The sequence below is a fragment of the Marinitoga sp. 1155 genome (genome assembly GCF_001021175.1).
Taxonomy (GTDB): Bacteria; Thermotogota; Thermotogae; order Petrotogales; family Petrotogaceae; genus Marinitoga.
On the sequence record NZ_AZAX01000023.1, the window covers coordinates 12,973 to 33,695 of the forward strand.

Sequence of the window (20,723 nt, forward strand, 5' to 3'; positions counted from 1 at the left end):
ACCCCCTCTGAAATTCAGAGGGGTTTTTTGTTATTAATAATATTATGTTGTATATTGCAATTGAAAAAAACATTAAACATTTTTGTAATCTGGACCTCTATGTTCTATTTGTTTTAACATTTTATATAAATCATGTTTTTCAACATTTCCTTTGAAATTATATATCCCAACAATTCCACACAATGGTTACATCCCCTTTATAAAACTTTATTAAATGAAAATTTACTTCATATAAAAAATGCATTTACTCACATATTTTTATATTTTCATTATTTTTAAGTATAAAATAAAATGAAATTAAAATTATTCCAACTCCTATAATATAAAAACCGTATTGTATTACTATTTTACCAATAAAACCAAAAAATAAATTCCCAACAGGCATTAATATGCTTGCAAGTGTAAAAATTACAGAGAATACTCTTCCCTGATAATCAGAATCAACATTTTTTTGAACATAACTGAAAAATGAAACATTGAATTGTCCAAGAAATAATCCAAATAAAAAAGTACTAATATAAAGCATAATAATTTCTTTAAATTGAATTAATAATAGTGAAGATCCCATTAAACCAAAAATAATACCATTTGTAAGTATTTTTTCATCGTACTTTGAAAATAATCTGGAAGTTACAACAACAAAAATAGAACCAACTGCTTCGGCGGTTAATGCTCCGGAATATGCCATTGGAGAATTTAAAACACTTTTAGAAAATAACGGTATATACAGATTGTATCCTGCTATAAAAAAATTTACTAAAGATGCTGTTAGTATCATTTTTCTTAAATTTTTATTTTTCCATATATATTTAATCCCATTTTTAAATAAAATAATTCCGTTTTTTGTTTTTGTCAAATTATCTTTTTTATATTGATAATCAATAAAAATTTCTGAAAATCCTGAAAAAAGAAATGTTGCTCCATTAATCAGGAAAATTACATGTATTGGCACAACATTTATCAATGAAATACTAAAAAGCGGAGAAATTACTTTTATGATATTTTCCATGCTATTAAACCATGCATTAAAACTTACTATATCTTCACTATTTATTACTTCAGAAACTATTGAACGACTTGCAATGGAAAATATTGCAAAAACAGCAGAAGATAATATATAGACCAATGCTATCATTGTTATGGATGGATAGTTAATAGATATTATACCAAGTAAAGTCATTGTTATCCCATTTATAAAATCACATATTATCATCAATTTTTTTCTATTTAATATATCTACAGTTGTTCCGCCAATTATATTTAGAATTAACATAGGTAATATTACTAATGATGATATTATTCCTATAATTTTTGTATCTCCCGTTTTTGATATTATCCACCAATTAATAGCATATAAAAAAAACAAATCTCCCATATATGAAACTGCGTTACCAGAAATTAAAAGAAGTTGATTCTTTTTTTTAGATAATACACTCATTATGACATCTCCTTTAACCTTTCGGGCGCTGTTAAGTAATATACATAACATTTATCTTCTTCTGTAAAGGAAGTTATATATATTTTCTTACCTGGAAAAGATTTTAAGGTGTTTCGAGTTTTCTTTAATTTATTAATAAGATCTTCTTTTTCTATTTGACGTATTTCACCGAGATAATTTATTGAAACCAATACATTTAAGTCATAAGCAAATTCCATTTTTTTCTGTATCTCATTCATTATTGGATAATTTTTGAAGATAAATTGTTGGGGTTGATAACCGTTTTCATATCTTTTCAATAATTTTAAAAATTTTTGTTCAAAAACATTTTCGGTCCAGTTATTACTATATCTAAATACAATAGAGGTATGATAATCTCCTATATTTTTTGAAAAATCCTTGTCATTAAAAATTCTATAATTCATAATTGTACTTGCTATTAATGACTCTATATTCATAATTTTTGATATTTTGGATAGAATCCTTTTTATAATAAAAATTATTTTTTCATCATTTTCGATTTTATTCTTTATTTTAAAAGTGTCGATTAATATATCATTATCTGTATAAGGGACAAAGCCATGTTTTTCAACTTCGAATAATTCTTTTGTATGTTCATCTGATAAGAAATTGTAGTTATTATTTTTTTCTTTTATTATTTTTACAAAATCTGAAAAATATGATTTATTTTTATTCTCATATTTATCGTTTAATATATCAAAGAAACTTTGTTTTAATACATGAACACTTTTCTGATCCATTATATTATGTGAAAAGATCATATTTAATTTGATACAGTTTTCGGTATAATTTATATAAAACATATATAATAAATGATTTAACCTGTTTTTTATTAATATTTTTTCTATTATTTCATTAATTCTTTCTTCAGGCTCATTTTCAAATATTAAAACATCCTCTGAAATATCAAAGCCTTTATTATATTCAACAAAATACAAAGTATCTTCTTCTACAATTTTACTTCTTAGTAATTCATGAGTATTTATTAATTCATTTAATGCTTTTGTGATTTTGTTTAGCTCGTATATGAAAGGAATATTTATGTTTACATGAATATATGAGTTAAAGTTATCATAATAATAAACTTTTTGAAGATAATGTGTTTCGTATTTTTTAAAGATTTTATCGCTCAATATTTTTTTATTAATTTTTTTATACCATTCCTCGATTGTTTTTTCTGAGGAAATAATCAATTTTTTTAATATTGGTTTATAATGTATCTGATTTAAGTTTTTTTCTATATATTCTGTCATTGAATTAATGTCTGGATATATATATAAAAAATCATCCGATAAATTTATATCAAATACTTTTTCTAAATTATTTATTAATTTTAAAGATGATAATGAATCACTGCCTGGCAACATAAAGAAAGATATATTGTCTGAAACATTATCTTCATATGATAGTGTTGTTTTAATGATATTTTTTATTTTCTGTTTTATATAGTCATCTGAAATATTATTCTTTACTCTTAGAGTTTGTGTATAATATTCTTCAAACATTTTTATTAATGATTTCATATCTATTTTTTTATTAATATTCAAAGGCATTTTATCTATTCTTATATAGAATTCCGGAATCATATATTTATTAAGAAATTTTCTTAAAACATTTTTAATTTTATTACCCTCAATTTCTTTATTTGAAATATAAAAACAAATTAGCTTCTTTTTATAATAAATTATTTTTAATTGTTTTATGGGAAAATTATTATAAATTCTGTTTTCAATCTCTTCCAACTCCACCCTGATTCCGTTTATCTGAATCTGTGAATCCTTTCTTCCAAGAAATATAATATTATTATCTTTTATATAACCATAATCCCCCGTTTTATAATACTTTTCACCATTTATTAGTACAAACATCTCTTCTGTTAATTTCTTATTGTTATAATATCCATCTGTAACCCCATTACCACCAACTAAAATTTCACCTTCTTTACCTTCAGTACCTTTTTCTTTTTTAATTTTTATTTTTACGCCATTTAACGCCTTACCTATTGGGACAGTTTTTTTAATATTATTCTTTATTTCATACATTGTTGCATATACCGTTGTTTCTGTAGGCCCGTATAGATTGAAAATCTGCGTATTATCTAAAATATTTCTTACCTTATTTGCTAAAGAAACAGGGAACACCTCTCCAGCAACCATTAAATATTTTAAATCCTTGCATTTTTCAGAAAATTTTTCATTTTCTGAAATCATGCTTAATATCGAAGGAGAAAGTGCAAGATGTGTAATTTTATATTCATAAATAATGTCTATTAATTCTTTGAATAATTCCTGATCCCTTTTACAGGGAATAACTATACTTCCACCACCAGAAACCCAACCAAATAATTCCGATAATGAAACATCAAATGTAAAAGGTGTGCTAAATAAATATCTATCTTCAATATTAACAGGAAATTTCAATTGTAATTCATTTATAATCCATGAAAGATTTTTATGTCTTGCAATAACTCCTTTTGGTTTGCCTGTACTACCAGATGTAAATAAAATGTATGCATAATTCTCTATATCAATATTTTCATCAAAATGCGATTTTTTAATCATTCCATTTTTCACATTAAAAATTTTATTATTAAATAATGAAGTATATTTTTTATATTCAAAATTAATAAGTACGGGTTTTTCAGAAAATTGAGTGATTATTTCTTTTATCTTGTTTTCTGGATAATTATCTGATATAGGAACATATGCAGCTCCTATTTTAAAAAGAGCTAGTATTGTAAACAACAAAAATTCATCTTTTTTCATTATGATAGGAATAATATCCCCTTTTTTTATTCCAACTGAGTAAAAATAACCAGCAAGATTATCGGTAATTAAATCTGTTTCTCCATAACTATACTGTACTCCTTCTGTCGTAATAAGTGCTGTTTTTTTTCTGTTTTTAGATACCTGTTCTTTAAATTCTTTTATTATATGTTTTTGATTCAATAGATTATCCTCCTTTTTGTGAAATTATTAATATATACTTTAATAAATCAATATATAATTTATTGTTGTGCATTTATCCCTCCATCAACAAAAATACTTTCCCCATTTATGTATTTTGCTTTTTCCGAAATTAAAAATTTTATTATTTCACTATATTCTTGAAAATTCCCACGTCTCCGCAAAGGAATTTTATCTTTTTTTATTTTTAAGAAGAGTCTGGTTTATTTTTTTTATTATTTTTATCAGGAATATCATTAACTTTGTTTAATAATATTACAGACAAATATTGTGAATTTTATAACTTATAAGTTACGACAAAACTTTATGAATATATAATTTTTATATTATGTTACTTCATAATTAAAAGATATTATTCTCACCTTTCAATTTACAATAATTTTAGCAAAAAAAAAAAAAATAGTCAACAACATAAAGTAAAATTTAAGTAAATTTTTAACCAACTTTTCTTTTCTTAAATTTGATAAATTTACATAATTATTATATCACTTGATATATTTTTATTGTTAATTTTTTATTATTTATAGGTTTATTTATACTTTTAATTTAATAGAAAACCAAAAAAATTCTTACCAGTAGCAGTATTATTAGCATTATTATACTTAGGAGTAAAAGGAATAAAATTAGGTCCGAAATTACCAGCATTTGTTTCACCAAATGTATTGAAAGTATTAGTTGATAATTTTGGAATTAATCCTATTACTACTGTTAAAGAAGATTTAGAATTTTTCTTGAATAAATAATTAAATAAAAATAATTACCCCCCTCTGAATTTCAGAGGGGAGTTTTTGTTGTTAAAGTTCAAAAAAATTAATTATTAGTAAATATAATTCTTTTTTTCTTATTTTAAAAATATATTTTCTGATTATTGCATTTTTAAAAATATATTACGAATAGTATAATCCGAAGTGTAATTGGATGGGGGTTAAATTATATTTTAGGGAGGTATGGACAAAGTGAAGCGTTTTTTTTTGAATGTTTTAGTTATTATCTCATTGACTTTATTATTATTAACAGGGTGTGTAAAACAAGTTGATGGAAATTCTGGAGAAATTACTGCTTCTACTATTGTTGTTAAAGGCGAATGGACTCAGGCGTATTTCAGAGGAACTCCAAACAATTGGGGAATAACATTTATGCAAAAAGTTGCGCCAAACACATGGGAGATTATAATTACATTTAATAATGGTGATGGATACGGGGCTCCGCGATTCAAAATAGATCATTATAGTGATTGGAGCGAAAGCTATCCCGCAACAGATTATGAAGTTCAGCCATATACTACATATAAGATAACCTTTTATGATGATACACATTATATAGATGTAAAAAAATATACAAGTCCTATAAATGGAGTAATATTACAGGCTTTTCAATGGTATTTGCCAGAATATGATGAAAATACACAAAGAGGGTTATGGGTAGAACTTTCTGAGAAAATACCGGATCTGGCATCTATGGGAATAACAGCATTATGGTTACCACCTGCTTATAAAGGTCAGGCCGGTAAAAGTGATGTGGGATATGGAGTATATGATATGTATGATCTTGGAGAGTTCAATCAAAAGGGAAGTATTGCAACAAAATATGGAACCAAAGATCAATATTTAAATGTTATAAATTCGGCACATTTGTATAATATGCAGATTTATGCTGATGTAGTATTTAATCATAGAATGGGAGCAGATGCCACAGAATGGGTTAATGCATATAAAGTTTCCTGGAATGATAGAAATTATGTTCTTGAAAATAAAGACATAAAGGCTTGGACCGTTTTCGATTTTCCTGGAAGGGCAAATAAATATTCTGATTTCAAATGGAGATGGTATCATTTTGATGGAGTGGATTGGGATCAAAGTACTCAAGAAAGTGCAATATTTAGATTTAATGGAATAGGAAAAGCATGGGACTGGGAAGTTGATACTGAAAATGCAAATTATGATTATTTAATGGGTGCAGATTTAGATATGGAACATCCGGACGTTGTTCAGGAACTAAAGAATTGGGGAAAATGGTATGTTGATTTTACAAATGTTGATGGATTTAGACTGGATGCTGTAAAACATATAAAGTTTGATTTTTTCAATGACTGGTTGGACTATATGAGAAGCACAACAGGAAAAGAATTATTTACTGTTGGAGAATATTGGAGTACAGATATAAATAAATTAGATAACTATATTTCAAAAACTGAAGGAAGGATGTCTTTATTCGATGTGCCTTTGCATCAGCATTTTCATGATGCTTCGAATGCTGGTGGATATTATGATATGAGAAATATTTTCAATGGGACACTTGTACAATCAAATCCGGTAAAAGCAGTAACATTTGTAGAAAATCATGACACACAACCTGGTCAATCGTTGTATTCGTCTGTACAGGATTGGTTTAAACCACTAGCTTATGCAATGATTTTATTGAGGAGAGATGGATATCCAAGTGTATTTTATGGAGACATGTATGGAGCTCCTGAAATAACAGCACAATATGACGTTATAAAAAAACTTATTGAAGCAAGAAAATTGTATGCATATGGTGAGCAATATGATTATTTGGATCACTGGGACATAATTGGATGGACAAGATTGGGAGATGTAGAACATCCAAAAGCTATGGCTGTAATATTAACAGATGGTCCTGGTGGGAGTAAATGGATGTATGTTGGAAAGAAAAATGCAAAATTTATTGATTATTTAGGAAATAGAACAGATGTTATATGGTCAAATTCTGATGGATGGGCAGAATTTAAGGTAAATGGTGGTTCTGTTTCAGTATGGGTAGAACAATAAAAAAATAAATAAACCACTCCAAATTTTTGGAGTGGTTTATTTATGTGTACCGGGCATGCGTAACAACTAGGTGGTGAAAGACTGCTGGGGGGGTGACCCGTGCCAACCACTCGCTGTAAAAACAACTACAAGAATGTTAAAAAAAAGGAAAATAAAAATGTACAAAAAAGGGATTAGGAATTAGAAACAGAATTTTGGATAGTCCTGAAAAAGCACTAAATCTGCATGTTCTGAAGATAAAAAAAGTTGTTAAGTATTTTTATAAACATAAGTTTTTTCATTTAAAAATTGGTTTTATTAACTTTGTTTTATGGTTTTAAATATATTATTTTATTTTTAATTACCCACTCTTTTCGTGGGAAAACCGGAATTTTATTATATATTTTCGATTTTATTTTTATCTAAAATATATATTTTATTACCTTCTTTTTTTATTATACCTTCATGTTCTAATCTAGAAAAAGCTCTTGATAATGCAGGTCTTGTAACACCAAAGAGGTGTGATAATTGTTCAACGGAATATTCTAAATCAATAACCTCAGTTTTTTTATCTTCCATTTTTTCTTTTAAATAATATAAAATTTTATCTTTTAAGCTATTTAATGTTATAAACCATAATTTTTGTGATATAAAATTAAATTTTGTTCCCATATATTCTATTAATTCTATTAAAAAATCCTTATTTTTCATGCATAAATCATATATTTTATTTTTGGTAATATAAGCTACAAGTGTCTTTTCTTCTGAAATAATATCTACTGGAATTTTGGAATTTTTAGAAAATGTTGCACCTAATGCCATAATAGTTGGCGCTTTCATTTCTTCTATTTGTATGATTTTTCCATCAATTTCCATCATTTCTGTTTTTACTCTGCCATATAATAGCAACATTACTTCTTCTATTTTTTCACCTCTTGATTTAATTATTGAATTTTTTTCAAATTCTTTTATATATAATATATTATTTTCTATTAACTCTTCAATTTCTGATAATTTTAACTTCCTGAAAATAATTAATTTTGAAAATCTCTCTATTAATGGATGCATAGTATCACCTCAAAATGAACATATAAAATTTTATCTTTCTTTAATTATAACACAAACTTAGAATCGTTGTTTATTTTGATTTGAGGTTCGATATTTAAATAAAAATAACCCCGGAATTAATCTCCCGGGGTTTGATTATTATATTAGTCAGCGTAATTTACAAATTTTCCTCTTTTGAATTTAACTGCTGCTTGTGCTGCTGCTAATCTTGCTATTGGAACTCTGTATGGTGAACAACTTACGTAATCTAATTGTGTTTTATGGAAGAATTCAATTGATTCTGGATCTCCACCGTGTTCACCACAAACCCCTAATTTTAATTCTGGATTTACTGCTCTACCATAATCTTTTGCAATTTTTACCATTCTGCCAACACCTGTTTGATCAACGTGTTTGAATGGATCTTTTTCATAAATTCCTTTTTCAATGTAATCGTTGATGAATTTACCATAATCATCTCATTTACAAAAAGAAAATTTACCATTAATTTACTTTAATGTTATTATTTTTTTTTTTTTTTTTTGATATTATATTTGTATAAAACTATAAAGATAAAAATATTTTTAATTATAAAATTTTAAGTATGATAATAATTATTTTTGCGTCAAAAATATTAATATTTATAGAAAGGGGATGAGGTTTATGAAAAAAAATTATATGGTGTTTTTTCTCGTATTATTAATTTCTATTTCTACTTTTTCCGCTAAATTTTGGGGCTGGGAAACTGAAATTGTTAATTCATGGTATTATTATACTCCTTGGAAAACTTTAGTTTCTGTAACTAATAGAACTATGGATAATATTAATGTAAATAGAACAAAAACAGTTAAGCAATCAATAATAGTAAATGCTGGTGGTGAAGGAGATTTATTTGATATATTAAAGATAAATTTTAACATTGGATCAAGCCTAGAGGTTTCTCAAACATTATCGATACAAGCAGTTTGTCGCCCAAAATATAAATTAACCTGGGATTCAAGATGGAAAAAGTATAGAGCTTGGGGAATGGCATATTATTATGAATTTTATAAAGAAAGGAAAATTACAACTTGGTCTGTTGACAAACCTTTATATGCAGAAGATAGAGTTACAACAATTCCTATAAAATAACTCGATAGCCCTATTAGTTTTATTAAGCTAATAGATGTTCATCTTAATAGACTTTCCAAAAATGAAAAATAGTAAATAAGAATATGAAAAAAACTCGAACAAAAATATTATGAAGTATAAATTGCGATTTAAAAAACAAAGTAAATAATTACTTTATCAAGGTAAATTTAGTAAGGATTATTCTTTGTTGAGGTGTCTCCTTTGTAAGACAATATCGTTTTGTTTTACTAAATAGAATAAATAGTTAACCTAATTATATTGTATCTAATAAAGACAATTTTTTTTAGATAACATGCAAATATTGTAAATATTATATTTGAGTATTTTTGAAGATGCCATATATGTGTATGAGGAGGGGCAAGTGTGAAAAAAACTATATTAATATTTATAATTTTAATTATTTTAATTGGAGAAATATATTCAGATAGTGATGTTAACTATTTTAAGATTAAAGAGGTATATGATAATGCATTAGAGAATTATTCAATTTATCCTGATTTAGGACCAATATCAGTTTCGGTTGTTGATTATCAAAGTAAAAATGCTTATTTGTTTTTCAAAAAGAAAGGAATTTTAATGAAAGTATTTTTTAATAATTCATCAGAAGAAGTTATCCTTTTTAATATTTATAATAAGTATATTAGTGAAGATGATATTGGTAACATTATAGCTTTAAGAAATAATATTATAGTATTTTCAAAAAAAGATAAAAAATTATATATTTTTTCTAATAACGGCGGTTTAAAAAACATCATTAAATATGGAAATACATTTAATGACATCAAATATATTTTACCATATAAAAATGAAAAACTGTTAATAATAAATAATTCAAATAAAATATATTTAATAGATATAAAAGGGAAAATTATATCTAATACAGATATTATAAAAAATTTAAAAATTAACGTAGCTTCGATTATAAAATATACCATAGAGAATGACTATTTTTACTATTTATCTAGTGATAATAAAATATATCGATATAGTATAAAAACCGGAGAAAATAAAAAAGAGTTAGATTGGTTCCCAAATAGAATAATAGATTTTTCTATTGATTCGAATAATAATTTATTTATTTCATATAGTGATGGAAAAAAACTAAAGGTTGCTTATGTATCTTATACAAATAAAATAGTTAAAGTATTTTATGAATTACTATTGGATGAAATATTTGAAATTAATGTTAGACTATTAAATGTTAATGATCATATATTAATAATAGGTAATAGAGGATATAGAATTTATAAGGTTAATAAAATTATTAATGAATAGGGAGTGTATATATGAAGAAATAAGGGCATATAATTATTCTGGAAAAGGAATAACATTGTATTTGCCATATATAAATTTCTATTCTGATTTAAATAATCGAATAACGTCGATAAATTTTAATTTAAATGATTTTCTGGCTATGACTAATACTAAGTTGCCATTTTTGACAGAAAATAGATTAAAATATGATTTCAATAAATATAAAAATCTTAATTCAAATATATCGTTTAATATTACTTTGAATAGCAGTGAAAAATATCAAGATTTTAATATCTCCTATTTATATAATGAAGAACAAATAATTAATAATGTAAGATTAAATATAACAAATATAGTTTATACAATTGAACAATTAGAAATGGAATTAAATATTGCAAAAGAATATCTTAATTTATTGGAAAATGATAAAAACTATGATAATTCTCCAATAGAATATTTAAAATATGTGTTAGATAAAATCTCTTATATAGAATACTATTATTCATTATTGAATGAATATAATTATAATATTTTCAGATTGGAAATACGTGAAAAATTTAAATAAAAATAACCCCGGGAGAAATATTCTCCCGGGGTTTGATTATTATATTAGTCAGCGTAATTTACAAATTTTCCTCTTTTGAATTTAACTGCTGCTTGTGCTGCTGCTAATCTTGCTATTGGAACTCTGTATGGTGAACAACTTACGTAATCTAATTGTGTTTTATGGAAGAATTCAATTGATTCTGGATCTCCACCGTGTTCACCACAAACACCTAATTTTAATTCTGGATTTACTGATCTTCCATAATCTTTTGCAATTTTTACCATTCTACCAACACCTGTTTGATCAACGTGTTTGAATGGATCTTTTTCATAAATTCCTTTTTCAATGTAATCGTTGATGAATTTACCATAATCATCTCTTGAGAAACCTAATGTCATTTGTGTTAAGTCGTTTGTACCAAAACTGAAGAATTCTGCAACTTCTGCAATTTCGTCAGCTGTTATTGCACCTCTTGGTACTTCTATCATTGTTCCCACTTTGTAATCTAAGTCAACACCAGCTTCTTCAATTAATTTATCAGCAGTTTCTCTTACTATTTTATCTAAGTATTTTAATTCATTTACTGTTCCTACTAATGGAATCATAATTTCTGGTTTTACTTTTTTACCTTCTTTAACCATTTCAATAGCAGCTAAAATAATTGCTTTTGTTTGCATTACTGCAACTTCTGGATATGTGATAGCCAACCTCACGCCTCTGTGACCCATCATTGGGTTAAATTCGTGTAGGTTTTCCACAATTTCTTTTAATTCTTCTACTGTAATTCCTAATTGTGGTGCTAATTCTTTCATTTGTTCTTCATCATTCGGTAAGAATTCATGTAATGGTGGATCTAATAATCTTATTGTTACAGGAAATCCTTCCATAGCTTCAAATAATCCTTTGAAATCTTCTTTTTGTAATGGCAATAATTCTTCTAATGCTGCTTCTCTTTGTTCAACTGTTTTTGAAACTATCATTCTTCTCATTTTTTGGATTCTGTCACCTTCGAAGAACATATGTTCTGTTCTACATAATCCAATACCTTCAGCACCAAAATTTCTTGCAACATTTGCATCTCTTGGGATATCAGCATTTGCTCTTACTCCCAATACCCTTATTTCATCAGCAAATTCTAACAGTTCAGCTACTTCGCCTTCTAATCCTTTTGGTTTAATTGTTTTTACTTTTCCTAAATAAACTTTTCCTGTTGTACCATCTATTGAAATCCAGTCTCCATCTTTTACAATAACGCCTCTTGCTTCAAACTTCTTTGCTGATTCATCTATAACTATCTCATCAGCACCAACAATAGCAGGTTTTCCCATACCTCTTGCAACAACTGCTGCATGTGATGTCATACCACCTGTTGCTGTTAAGATACCTTCAGCAGCATTCATACCTCCAACATCTTCAGGACTTGTTTCTGGTCTTACAAGAATAACAGGTGTTCCTTCTTTTGCCAATTCTTCTGCTTCATCTGCACTGAATACAACTTTACCTGTTGCTGCTCCTGGTGATGCAGGTAATCCTTCACCAATTTCCTGTGCCTTCTTGATTTCATTTTCGTCAAATGCTGGATGCAATAATTTGTCAATCTGATCAGGAGTTACTCTCATTACAGCTGTAGCTTTGTCTATTAAACCTTCTTTTACTAAATCAACAGCAATTTTCACAGCAGCTTTAGCTGTTCTTTTACCGGTTCTTGTTTGTAAGAAATATAATTTACCTTTTTCTACTGTAAATTCTATATCCTGCATATCTTTGTAATGATGTTCTAATTTATCCATAATATCTGTTAATTGTTTATATACATCTGGCATAATTTCATTTAATTTTTCCAATGGATATGGTGTTCTGATACCTGCAACAACATCCTCACCCTGTGCATTTGGTAAGTATTCACCATATTTTATTTTTTCTCCAGTATTAGGATCTCTTGTGAAACATACACCTGTTCCACTATCTTCACCCATATTACCAAATACCATCATAACTACGTTAACAGCTGTACCTAACAATTCACCTTCTTTAATACCATTAATAGCTCTGTATTTTATAGCCCTTTCATTCATCCAACTTCCAAAAACAGCTTCTATAGCAATCCATAATTGTTTTTTAGGATCTTGAGGGAATTCTTTTCCTGCCTTTTTATAAATTTCTTTGTATAATTCAACAACTTTTTTGAAGTCTTCTGCTTCTAATTCAATATCTGATTTTACACCCTTTTCTTCTTTTACTTTTGTTAATGCTTCTTCAAAATCATGATGAGGTATACCTAATGCAACATCACCAAACATTTGAATGAATCTTCTATATGCATCATATGCAAATCTTGGATTTCCTGTGTTTTTTGCTAAAGCTTCAACTGTTTCATCATTTAAACCTAAGTTTAAAATTGTATCCATCATACCTGGCATTGATACAGCTGCACCAGATCTTACAGATACTAATAATGGATTATCTTTATCTCCAAATTTTTTTCCTGATACTTCTTCTAATCTTTTTAATGCAGCTTCAACATCTGCTTCTAATGTTTCTGGGAATTTTCTATCATGTTTCCAATAATAATCACAAACTTCTGTCGTAATAGTAAAACCAGCTGGAACAGGCAAACCCATTTTTGCCATTTCTGCTAAGTTTGCACCTTTACCTCCAAGTAAGTTCTTTAATTTTGCACTACCCTCGGCAATACCGCCGCCGTAAAAATACACCATCTTTTTTTCCATGTGTTTCTCCCTCCTTATCAAATGTAAAGGTCTAATTTTCTTCTTTTAATTCCCTTTTCATTAATTCATGAATGGCTTTTTTAGGATTTTTGTTTAAATATAATACCTCATAAGTTTTTTCTGTTATGGGCATATCTATATTTAACCTTTTTATTTCATCATATAACGCTTTAACGGTATATATACCCTCTGCCACCATATTCATGTGTTCTATTATTTCATTTAATTTTTTACCTCGTCCAATCATTTCACCAACATATCTATTTCTACTATGTTGACTATTACATGTAACTATAAGATCACCTAAACCAGCTAATCCCATAAAAGTTTCTTTTTTAGCTCCTTTTTTTTCACCATATCTAATTATTTCCGCAAGCCCTCTTGTTATCAACGCTGCTTTGGAATTATCCCATCCGCCTATTCCGTCAATAACTCCTGCTGCAATTGCAATAACATTTTTAATAGCTCCACCTAACTCAACACCAACAACATCTTCATTAGTATATACTCTAAAAGAAATGTTACTAAATATTTTTTGAACAATTTTTGCTATTTTTAAATCATTGGATGCAGCAACAATACTTGTAGGAACATCTCTTGCTACTTCTTCAGCATGACTGGGACCGCTTAACACTACATATTGCATGTCTCCAATTACTTCATTTAAAATTTCACTAATTCTTTTTTGAGAATAAATTTCTAAACCTTTTGCTAAATTAACTATAATTTGATTTTCATAAAAAGGCTTTATCTGCAATGCAACTTCTCGAATTGCCTGGGTTGGTATTGCTAACACAATTACTTCAGAATTTTTCATAACTTCATTTATATTCAATAAAGGTTTTATATTTTTTGGAATTGATATACCGGGTAAATAATATGGATTTTCTCCATCTTTTAATGCTTTAAGTATCTTTTCTTCTCTTGTCCATATTTTTACATTATGTCCATTATTTAACAATACTTTCGATATTGCAGTTCCCCAACTCCCAGAACCAATTATTCCTATATTCATGATGCCCTCCTTAATTATATCATATCTTTTATAATAAATTGTGTGTTCAAGCTTTTGTTACTTTCTTTTACTATAAAATAACTTATCTGCGTTCTTTTTAAGAATTTCGTTTTATTTTTTACAGATGTTTTTCTTACTGTATGTTTCCAGCTTCCTAAATTACAATAAAAGGTTTCCCCTATATTGTTTGGAAAAATTTCATATGACGGAATATGAATATGACCCATTATTATCCCCTGTAATTTTGATGGAATTATAATATCATTATCAGAGTAACCAACACAATATTTTTTAGGAATATATCTACTTTCATATAAGATTTTTTTTACGTTTTTTAACAAATAATTTGTCTTTTTTGCTCCTCTAAAATAATTTATTGTTCTTACGATACTTTCTCCTATTTTTATACCACCTATCTTATTTACAAATAAATAAGATAAAAAATGTATAAAATGATAATTTTCTTTCAACCATTCTTTTGATTCTTTAGATCGAACAAATTTAACAAACATATCAATCCATTTATACTCAAGATCAAGTCTTATAGAATATTTATTTCTAATTTCTTCAAGCCATAAAAAGATATCCATTTTGGGTTCAATATTATCATAATCCATTAAAATTTCGTTTGGTAATACTGTTAGAATTTCATTATCAAAATATTTCGATATGAATTTTTCCATCAGTTCACCATATGGGGGTAGTATTTTCCCATTTTTAGTTAATGTTAATCTATTGAGAGGATCAAATTGATTTCCATGTATTATAAATAATTCCCAGTTTTCATCATAGTAATATGGATGAACTTCAACATTTTCACCTAAAAAATTTTTAAAATAATTTTTCATTTTTTCATCTAACAAAAGATAATAATCATGATTTCCAACAATATAATGTATGGTATTTCTCTTTGCAAATTTTCTAAATGCATCTATTAAATCTTGATGTTTTTCTTCTATTTCGTTAAATATATATTGAAAATCAAAACTTTTAATTATATCTCTAACATCATTTGTTTTTATATCATTTTCGTAAGATTGTAAAATTTCAAATCCGTCTCCTACAATATACAACTCATTATTTGAATCTGTATTTAAGTTTTCTAAAATTTTGATTAACTCAATATCATATTTAAAATCATCTTTTTTGTTTCCGTTACCTATATGCAAATCGCTTAAATACAACTTAATCAATATTATCACCTGTTTTTTCTGCATTTTTTCTTTCTAACCATATTTTTGCTGCCTCTTCACGAGAAATACTTCCTTTCCAGAATAACCATGGTTTTCTGTTGGATATTTTATTAACTACACGTTTTATAACTTTATCTGAAGATATGTTATAATCTCTTTCAGCAATTTTTAATATCAAAAAAGCATCATAAACTAGATCACCTAATTCTTCTTCAAGATTATCAATATCTTCACTTAGCAAAGCCTCTTCAATTTCTTTTATCTCAGAAGAGGCTTCATTTATCATAGTATTTAAATTTATTGATTTTACCCATGGACATTTCTCAATGTTTCTTTGAACAATATCGCATAATTTTTTGAATTCTTTTAAAAACTCTTTTTTCATAAATCTACTCCTCAATAATCTAGATATAAATCCTCTGGTATTTTTGATATTGCACCATATTCATAAAGATTTTTTAGATAAATATTTGTTATATTTTTTATATCATTTGTATAAAAAATTTCAGATCTCGAAGCGGCTTTTTGTAAAACTATTTTTGGCATAGTCTGCATAATATTATATACATAATTTAAAGCCTGTTCAAAATTGTTTTTATAAAATTCATTTGCTGACGTTTTATAACCATCTAAAACCCTTTTTACAAAATTTGGATTTTCTTTAAATTTTTTATTTGAAACGAAAACTCCTGCAATTGGTAATTTTTCATCCTTTAAATTAAATAATGATGCATAAACTTTTTGAAAATCCATTTGAACTTTTATTTTTCCTTTTGTTTTAACTTCTGCAAGAGATACAAAAGGTTCTGGTAACACAGCTATATTCTCTTTTCCAGAAGCCAATAACTGTATTATCTCTGGACCACTTGTTACATATACAATTTCAAAATCAATTTTCTTAATTTTTTTTATTATTTTTAAAATAACATCCGCCGTTTGTCCTGGTCCATGAAGAGTTATTATTCTTTTTCCTTTTAAATCTTCTATATTTTTTATCTCTTTAGAAGAAATTAAATAAAATGTTTTCCATAGTGAAATGCCTGCTAATTTATATTTTGCACCTTTATTTATTAATTCAACACCTAAAGCTACAGGTAACACTATAAAATCTGCCTGTTCTTTTAACACCAATGTTTGTGCCTGATCTATATTTCTCCAATAAGATGTTTGTAACGTTGGAATTTTATTAATATATAACCCAGCTGCAGGCAATAAAGTTGGACCTAAAGGGTTGTAAAAAGTGCCGGCAAATAATATTAAACTTGAAAATAAAACAAGTATTAAAAAAAGTTTTTTCATATAAATTCCTCCTTTTATTGAAATTCAAAATAATTTCTCTGTAATCTTTTTTGTGTAATTAAATATATTTGATTTAATGTATATTGTTATCTCTATATTATTCCCATAAGTATTCAGAGGATATTCGTTTAATATATATAAATTTCCTTCTTTTATCAAATATTTTTTTAGTTTATCCCCGATTAAAATTTCCGTTTTATTTGATTTTATTATTATTTTCTTTATTTCAATATTTTCTGCCAGATTTGTGTTTCCGTCCTGTATAGAAAACTCCAGATAAATTGAATCAGTAATTTTCTTTTCTATAAATATTATTTTTCTTGGAACACTAAAAATATTTATTTCAAGATTACCTTTCAATTTTTTATTATTATAAAAAAATTCAACAATATATTTTCCAGGTGAAACATTAGAATTTATATTAATTTTACCATCATATATTTGGATTTTTGGAGTTAATATATTATTTGATACTATTTTATAGGAAACTTCCTTATTTTTTGTAACATTACCAAATCTATCTAAAAGCCTGTACGTTATCTTGACCATTTTTGGAGGAAAATGTATATTATTATCATAATATGTGGCTAAATTTAAAATTCTTTTTTCAAAAGTATTTTTTTCAAATTTGATTTTTTCAGGTGGTCCGGGTATTATCTCAAAGGTTAAATCCTTTGTCTTATTATCTATTTTAAGTGCAAATCTATACTTTCCTGGCTTTGTAATATTGTACAATATTAATTCATAATTTTTATTATTAATTTTCTTTAATGTATTTTTAACATAAGGAAAAATTGAAATATTTTCAATATTCTTTATTATCTTATTTTTAAATTTATCAACATAATATAATTGAAAAGGTATCTTTATTACATCTGTTGCAAAAAAAGTTTTCTGAGGTATTCTTAAAACCAGATCTTCAGACTTTTCAGGTAATATTCTTACAGTTAAAGATGTCGATGTTTTTGAATGAAAAAAGGTTATAGTATATGTTCCAGATTTTGTAAAATTATTAAAATCCAGGTAATTTTTATAAAGTTTTATAGTAGCTTCTTCAGTTTCTGGAAAAATTTTTATTTTATCTATTACTTCAGATGGTGTCGCTGCATAAGAATTGTTAATATAAACTTTAAATGGTTCTCTAAATCTTTTTGAAGCTATATATATGTTTTTTTCAACTGAAATATTGAAAAATTTTTTTGACTCTATAATTTCAGAAACATTTTTTTTGTTAAAATTAAAAAAAGAGCAACTTTGAAGGATTATTAATAATAAAAATATTAAAATAACGTATTTTTTCATAGACATATTGCACCTCCAACATTTATCTGCTATAATATTATACAATAAAAATTTAATTTTTAAAAGGAGGTTGAAATGACACAAAAAAAATTGCAAATATTTATTTTTATTAACATTTTTTTATTATCCATAATCGTTAATTCAATTCCACCTTTAATGACAACATTACAGGAAAGTTTTAATATGTCTGTTGGAATTTCTTCCTTTATTCCTTTTTCCAGAACTGTTGGTAATATGATAATTTCATTTTTTGGCGCATTTATTATTGCTATATTGGGACTCAGAAGCAGTCTTGTTATAGGGGTGGGATTTGAAGTTTTAGGAACAGCATTATTCATTTTTTCAAATAATGCATATATCCTTATATTATCAATGTTTTTTTTAGGAGCTGCTATGGGGCAAAGTATCCTGGCATTAATTTCAATGTTTGATCATCTTGATGAAAAATATCAAAAATATGGTATGTTTCATGCTTTTTTTGGTTTTGGAGGAATTTCCGGTCCTCTTTTTATATCCTATGTTTTAAAAAATAATATGAATTATAAAATACCTTTTATTTTTTATCTATTAATATCAATACTTATAGAAATTTTTATGCTGGTGAAAAAAGTTCCAGAAAATGTTAAATATAAAGCTTTTAAATTAACTGAAGCAATTGATATACTGGGAAGAAAATTTATTATTTATATGTTATTGATATTCACATTGTATTCAGGCACAGAAATCGGGGTTATAAACTGGGGAGCAAATTTATTTAATGATTACTTTCATTTTTCAAAAGAACAAGCTTCTATTTTCATAAGCTTTTTCTGGATAACATTTACCTTTGGAAGATTAATTACGGATAGATTATATAAAAAATTGGAAATGAAAATAACGGTATTATTTGTTTTATTTTCTATAATCGACTTAATATTAATTTTTATTTCCGGAAAATATTCTCCTTATTTTTTCTCACTACTTGGATTTTTATTGGGGCCAATTTTTCCTGCAACACAGAAATATTTAAATGCAAATTTATCTCATAGAGAGGTTGGGCTGATTTCAGGTATGGTTTCTTTAAGTATAGGCATTGGAGCTGCAGTAATAGTTCCTTTTATGGGATTCTTAGGAGACTATTCAATAATATATGGTTATATAGTCCCAATTATTTCCATGATTTTTGTATTAATTATATCTTCAGGAATATTAAAAATTAAAAATTAAAAACCAAATCAAAAATTTCTTTATTATATAAACCCCATATTTTTAAATTTTCTATTGCCTGATAATACCACATTTTTCTCCCATTTATAACCTTTATTTGCGCTTTTTCAAAAACTTTTTGAAGAGGCGTATGAATATATATCACATCATATACAAGCTTTAAATTTTTATTTAAATCAATAGGAATACTCTCTCCGAACATTCCTATTGATGTGGTGTTTATAAATATAGATGTTTTATATATTTCATCATTTAATTTATCAAAAGGCTTAACTCTTATATTTATTTTTTTATCAAATAATTTTTTTAATTTTATAGCCTTTTCATACGTTCTATTTATCAAAACTAATCTATCTATTCCAAGCTTATATAAACCATATAAAACAGCCTTAGATGCTCCTCCTGCACCTAAAACGAGTATATTTCCATTTAAATCTTCATTTTTTATGGAATTGAAAAAACCTACCCAGTCTGTATTATATCCTCTATTGTTATATATTGTATTTACTGCACCAAGAAATATTGCATCATCAGATGGATTTATATATTTAAAAATTTTTTCTTTATAAGGAATTGTAATATTAAGCCCATAATAATTTGATATTATTGTATTTATTTTTTTATCAAAATCTTCTGGTTTAATATTGATTCCTTCATATATCGCATGTATATCCATATATTTGAAATATTTATTATATATTTTTTCTGACAAACTTATTTTTTTTGGATATTGTACAATACCGAATTTTAATTCAATCACCCCTTTTTACTGATTTATAGTTATTTTGTGTAAATTCAATTTACAGA

The 20,723-nt window shown here is 26.2% G+C and carries 16 protein-coding genes and 2 pseudogenes; 6 read left to right on the forward strand and 12 right to left on the reverse strand.

Annotated elements, in window-relative coordinates; genetic code table 11:
• Positions 1–244: 244 nt before the first annotated feature.
• Genes X274_RS07595 through X274_RS12400 form a run of 3 tightly spaced genes read right to left on the reverse strand, consistent with a single transcriptional unit; the run spans position 245 to position 4,610 of the window.
• Positions 245–1,438, reverse strand: a complete 1,194-nt coding sequence (locus tag X274_RS07595) for an MFS transporter (protein WP_047266229.1) — start codon at positions 1,436–1,438, stop codon at positions 245–247.
• Positions 1,438–4,407: a non-ribosomal peptide synthetase gene (locus tag X274_RS07600; RefSeq protein ID WP_047266230.1), complete on the reverse strand. Its 2,970-nt coding sequence runs from the start codon at positions 4,405–4,407 to the stop codon at positions 1,438–1,440. Before X274_RS07600 ends, X274_RS07595 begins: the two co-directional genes overlap by 1 nt.
• 59 nt (positions 4,408–4,466) lie before the next feature.
• A complete protein-coding gene (locus X274_RS12400) occupies positions 4,467–4,610 on the reverse strand; it encodes an SDR family oxidoreductase (protein WP_084822688.1) in 144 nt (47 codons plus the stop codon).
• A 390-nt stretch (positions 4,611–5,000) separates the two neighbouring features.
• Here X274_RS12400 and X274_RS12405 point away from each other — a divergent pair.
• A pseudogene (locus X274_RS12405) lies at positions 5,001–5,168 on the forward strand (hypothetical protein); the annotation flags it as partial.
• 204 nt (positions 5,169–5,372) lie between these two features.
• On the forward strand, positions 5,373–7,214 hold the full coding sequence (locus X274_RS07605) for an alpha-amylase (RefSeq protein ID WP_084822690.1): 1,842 nt from the start codon (positions 5,373–5,375) through the stop codon (positions 7,212–7,214).
• A 375-nt stretch (positions 7,215–7,589) separates the two neighbouring features.
• Here X274_RS07605 and X274_RS07610 read toward each other — a convergent pair whose 3' ends face one another.
• Together X274_RS07610 and X274_RS07615 are read right to left on the reverse strand one after the other, a co-directional pair.
• Positions 7,590–8,261 carry a Crp/Fnr family transcriptional regulator gene (locus tag X274_RS07610; RefSeq protein ID WP_047266231.1) on the reverse strand — a complete coding sequence of 224 codons (672 nt, stop codon included), beginning with the start codon at positions 8,259–8,261 and terminating at the stop codon, positions 7,590–7,592.
• Positions 8,262–8,404: 143 nt separating this feature from the next.
• Positions 8,405–8,719 (reverse strand): annotated as a pseudogene (locus tag X274_RS07615) (putative PEP-binding protein); the annotation flags it as partial.
• Positions 8,720–8,903: 184 nt separating this feature from the next.
• Between X274_RS07615 and X274_RS07620 the strand changes: the two are divergent.
• From X274_RS07620 to X274_RS07630, 3 genes are all read left to right on the forward strand, one after another.
• Complete coding sequence (locus X274_RS07620) at positions 8,904–9,371, forward strand: hypothetical protein (protein ID WP_047266233.1); 468 nt, start codon at positions 8,904–8,906, stop codon at positions 9,369–9,371.
• 363 nt (positions 9,372–9,734) lie between these two features.
• On the forward strand, positions 9,735–10,646 hold the full coding sequence (locus X274_RS07625) for a hypothetical protein (RefSeq protein WP_047266234.1): 912 nt from the start codon (positions 9,735–9,737) through the stop codon (positions 10,644–10,646).
• Positions 10,639–11,190 (forward strand): hypothetical protein, encoded by a 552-nt coding sequence (locus tag X274_RS07630; RefSeq protein ID WP_047266235.1) that lies wholly within the window; start codon positions 10,639–10,641, stop codon positions 11,188–11,190. The genes X274_RS07625 and X274_RS07630 overlap by 8 nt, the downstream gene beginning before the upstream one ends.
• A 44-nt stretch (positions 11,191–11,234) precedes the next feature.
• On the opposite strand, the gene ppdK is transcribed toward X274_RS07630, so the two are convergent.
• The 6 genes from ppdK to X274_RS07660 are packed head-to-tail and all read right to left on the reverse strand — an operon-like array spanning position 11,235 to position 18,716.
• Positions 11,235–13,901, reverse strand: a complete 2,667-nt coding sequence (ppdK, locus tag X274_RS07635) for a pyruvate, phosphate dikinase (RefSeq protein ID WP_047266236.1) — start codon at positions 13,899–13,901, stop codon at positions 11,235–11,237.
• Positions 13,902–13,932: 31 nt separating this feature from the next.
• Positions 13,933–14,916, reverse strand: a complete 984-nt coding sequence (locus X274_RS07640; RefSeq protein ID WP_047266237.1) for an NAD(P)H-dependent glycerol-3-phosphate dehydrogenase — start codon at positions 14,914–14,916, stop codon at positions 13,933–13,935.
• Between the two features lie 14 nt (positions 14,917–14,930).
• The gene (locus X274_RS07645) at positions 14,931–16,133 is read right to left on the reverse strand and encodes a hypothetical protein (RefSeq protein ID WP_047266238.1); all 1,203 of its coding nucleotides are present in this window, start codon (positions 16,131–16,133) and stop codon (positions 14,931–14,933) included.
• Positions 16,102–16,494 (reverse strand): MazG nucleotide pyrophosphohydrolase domain-containing protein, encoded by a 393-nt coding sequence (locus X274_RS07650; RefSeq protein WP_047266239.1) that lies wholly within the window; start codon positions 16,492–16,494, stop codon positions 16,102–16,104. Before X274_RS07650 ends, X274_RS07645 begins: the two co-directional genes overlap by 32 nt.
• A gap of 11 nt (positions 16,495–16,505) precedes the next feature.
• On the reverse strand, positions 16,506–17,408 hold the full coding sequence (locus X274_RS07655; RefSeq protein ID WP_052913244.1) for an ABC transporter substrate-binding protein: 903 nt from the start codon (positions 17,406–17,408) through the stop codon (positions 16,506–16,508).
• 24 nt (positions 17,409–17,432) lie between these two features.
• A complete protein-coding gene (locus X274_RS07660; RefSeq protein ID WP_047266240.1) occupies positions 17,433–18,716 on the reverse strand; it encodes a hypothetical protein in 1,284 nt (427 codons plus the stop codon).
• A 69-nt stretch (positions 18,717–18,785) separates the two neighbouring features.
• Between X274_RS07660 and X274_RS07665 the strand changes: the two genes are divergently transcribed.
• A complete protein-coding gene (locus tag X274_RS07665) occupies positions 18,786–19,916 on the forward strand; it encodes an MFS transporter (RefSeq protein WP_047266241.1) in 1,131 nt (376 codons plus the stop codon).
• On the opposite strand, the gene X274_RS07670 is transcribed toward X274_RS07665, so the two are convergent.
• On the reverse strand, positions 19,906–20,676 hold the full coding sequence (locus X274_RS07670; RefSeq protein ID WP_047266242.1) for a shikimate dehydrogenase family protein: 771 nt from the start codon (positions 20,674–20,676) through the stop codon (positions 19,906–19,908). The two genes, X274_RS07665 and X274_RS07670, sit on opposite strands and share 11 nt — an antisense overlap.
• Positions 20,677–20,723: the final 47 nt, after the last annotated feature.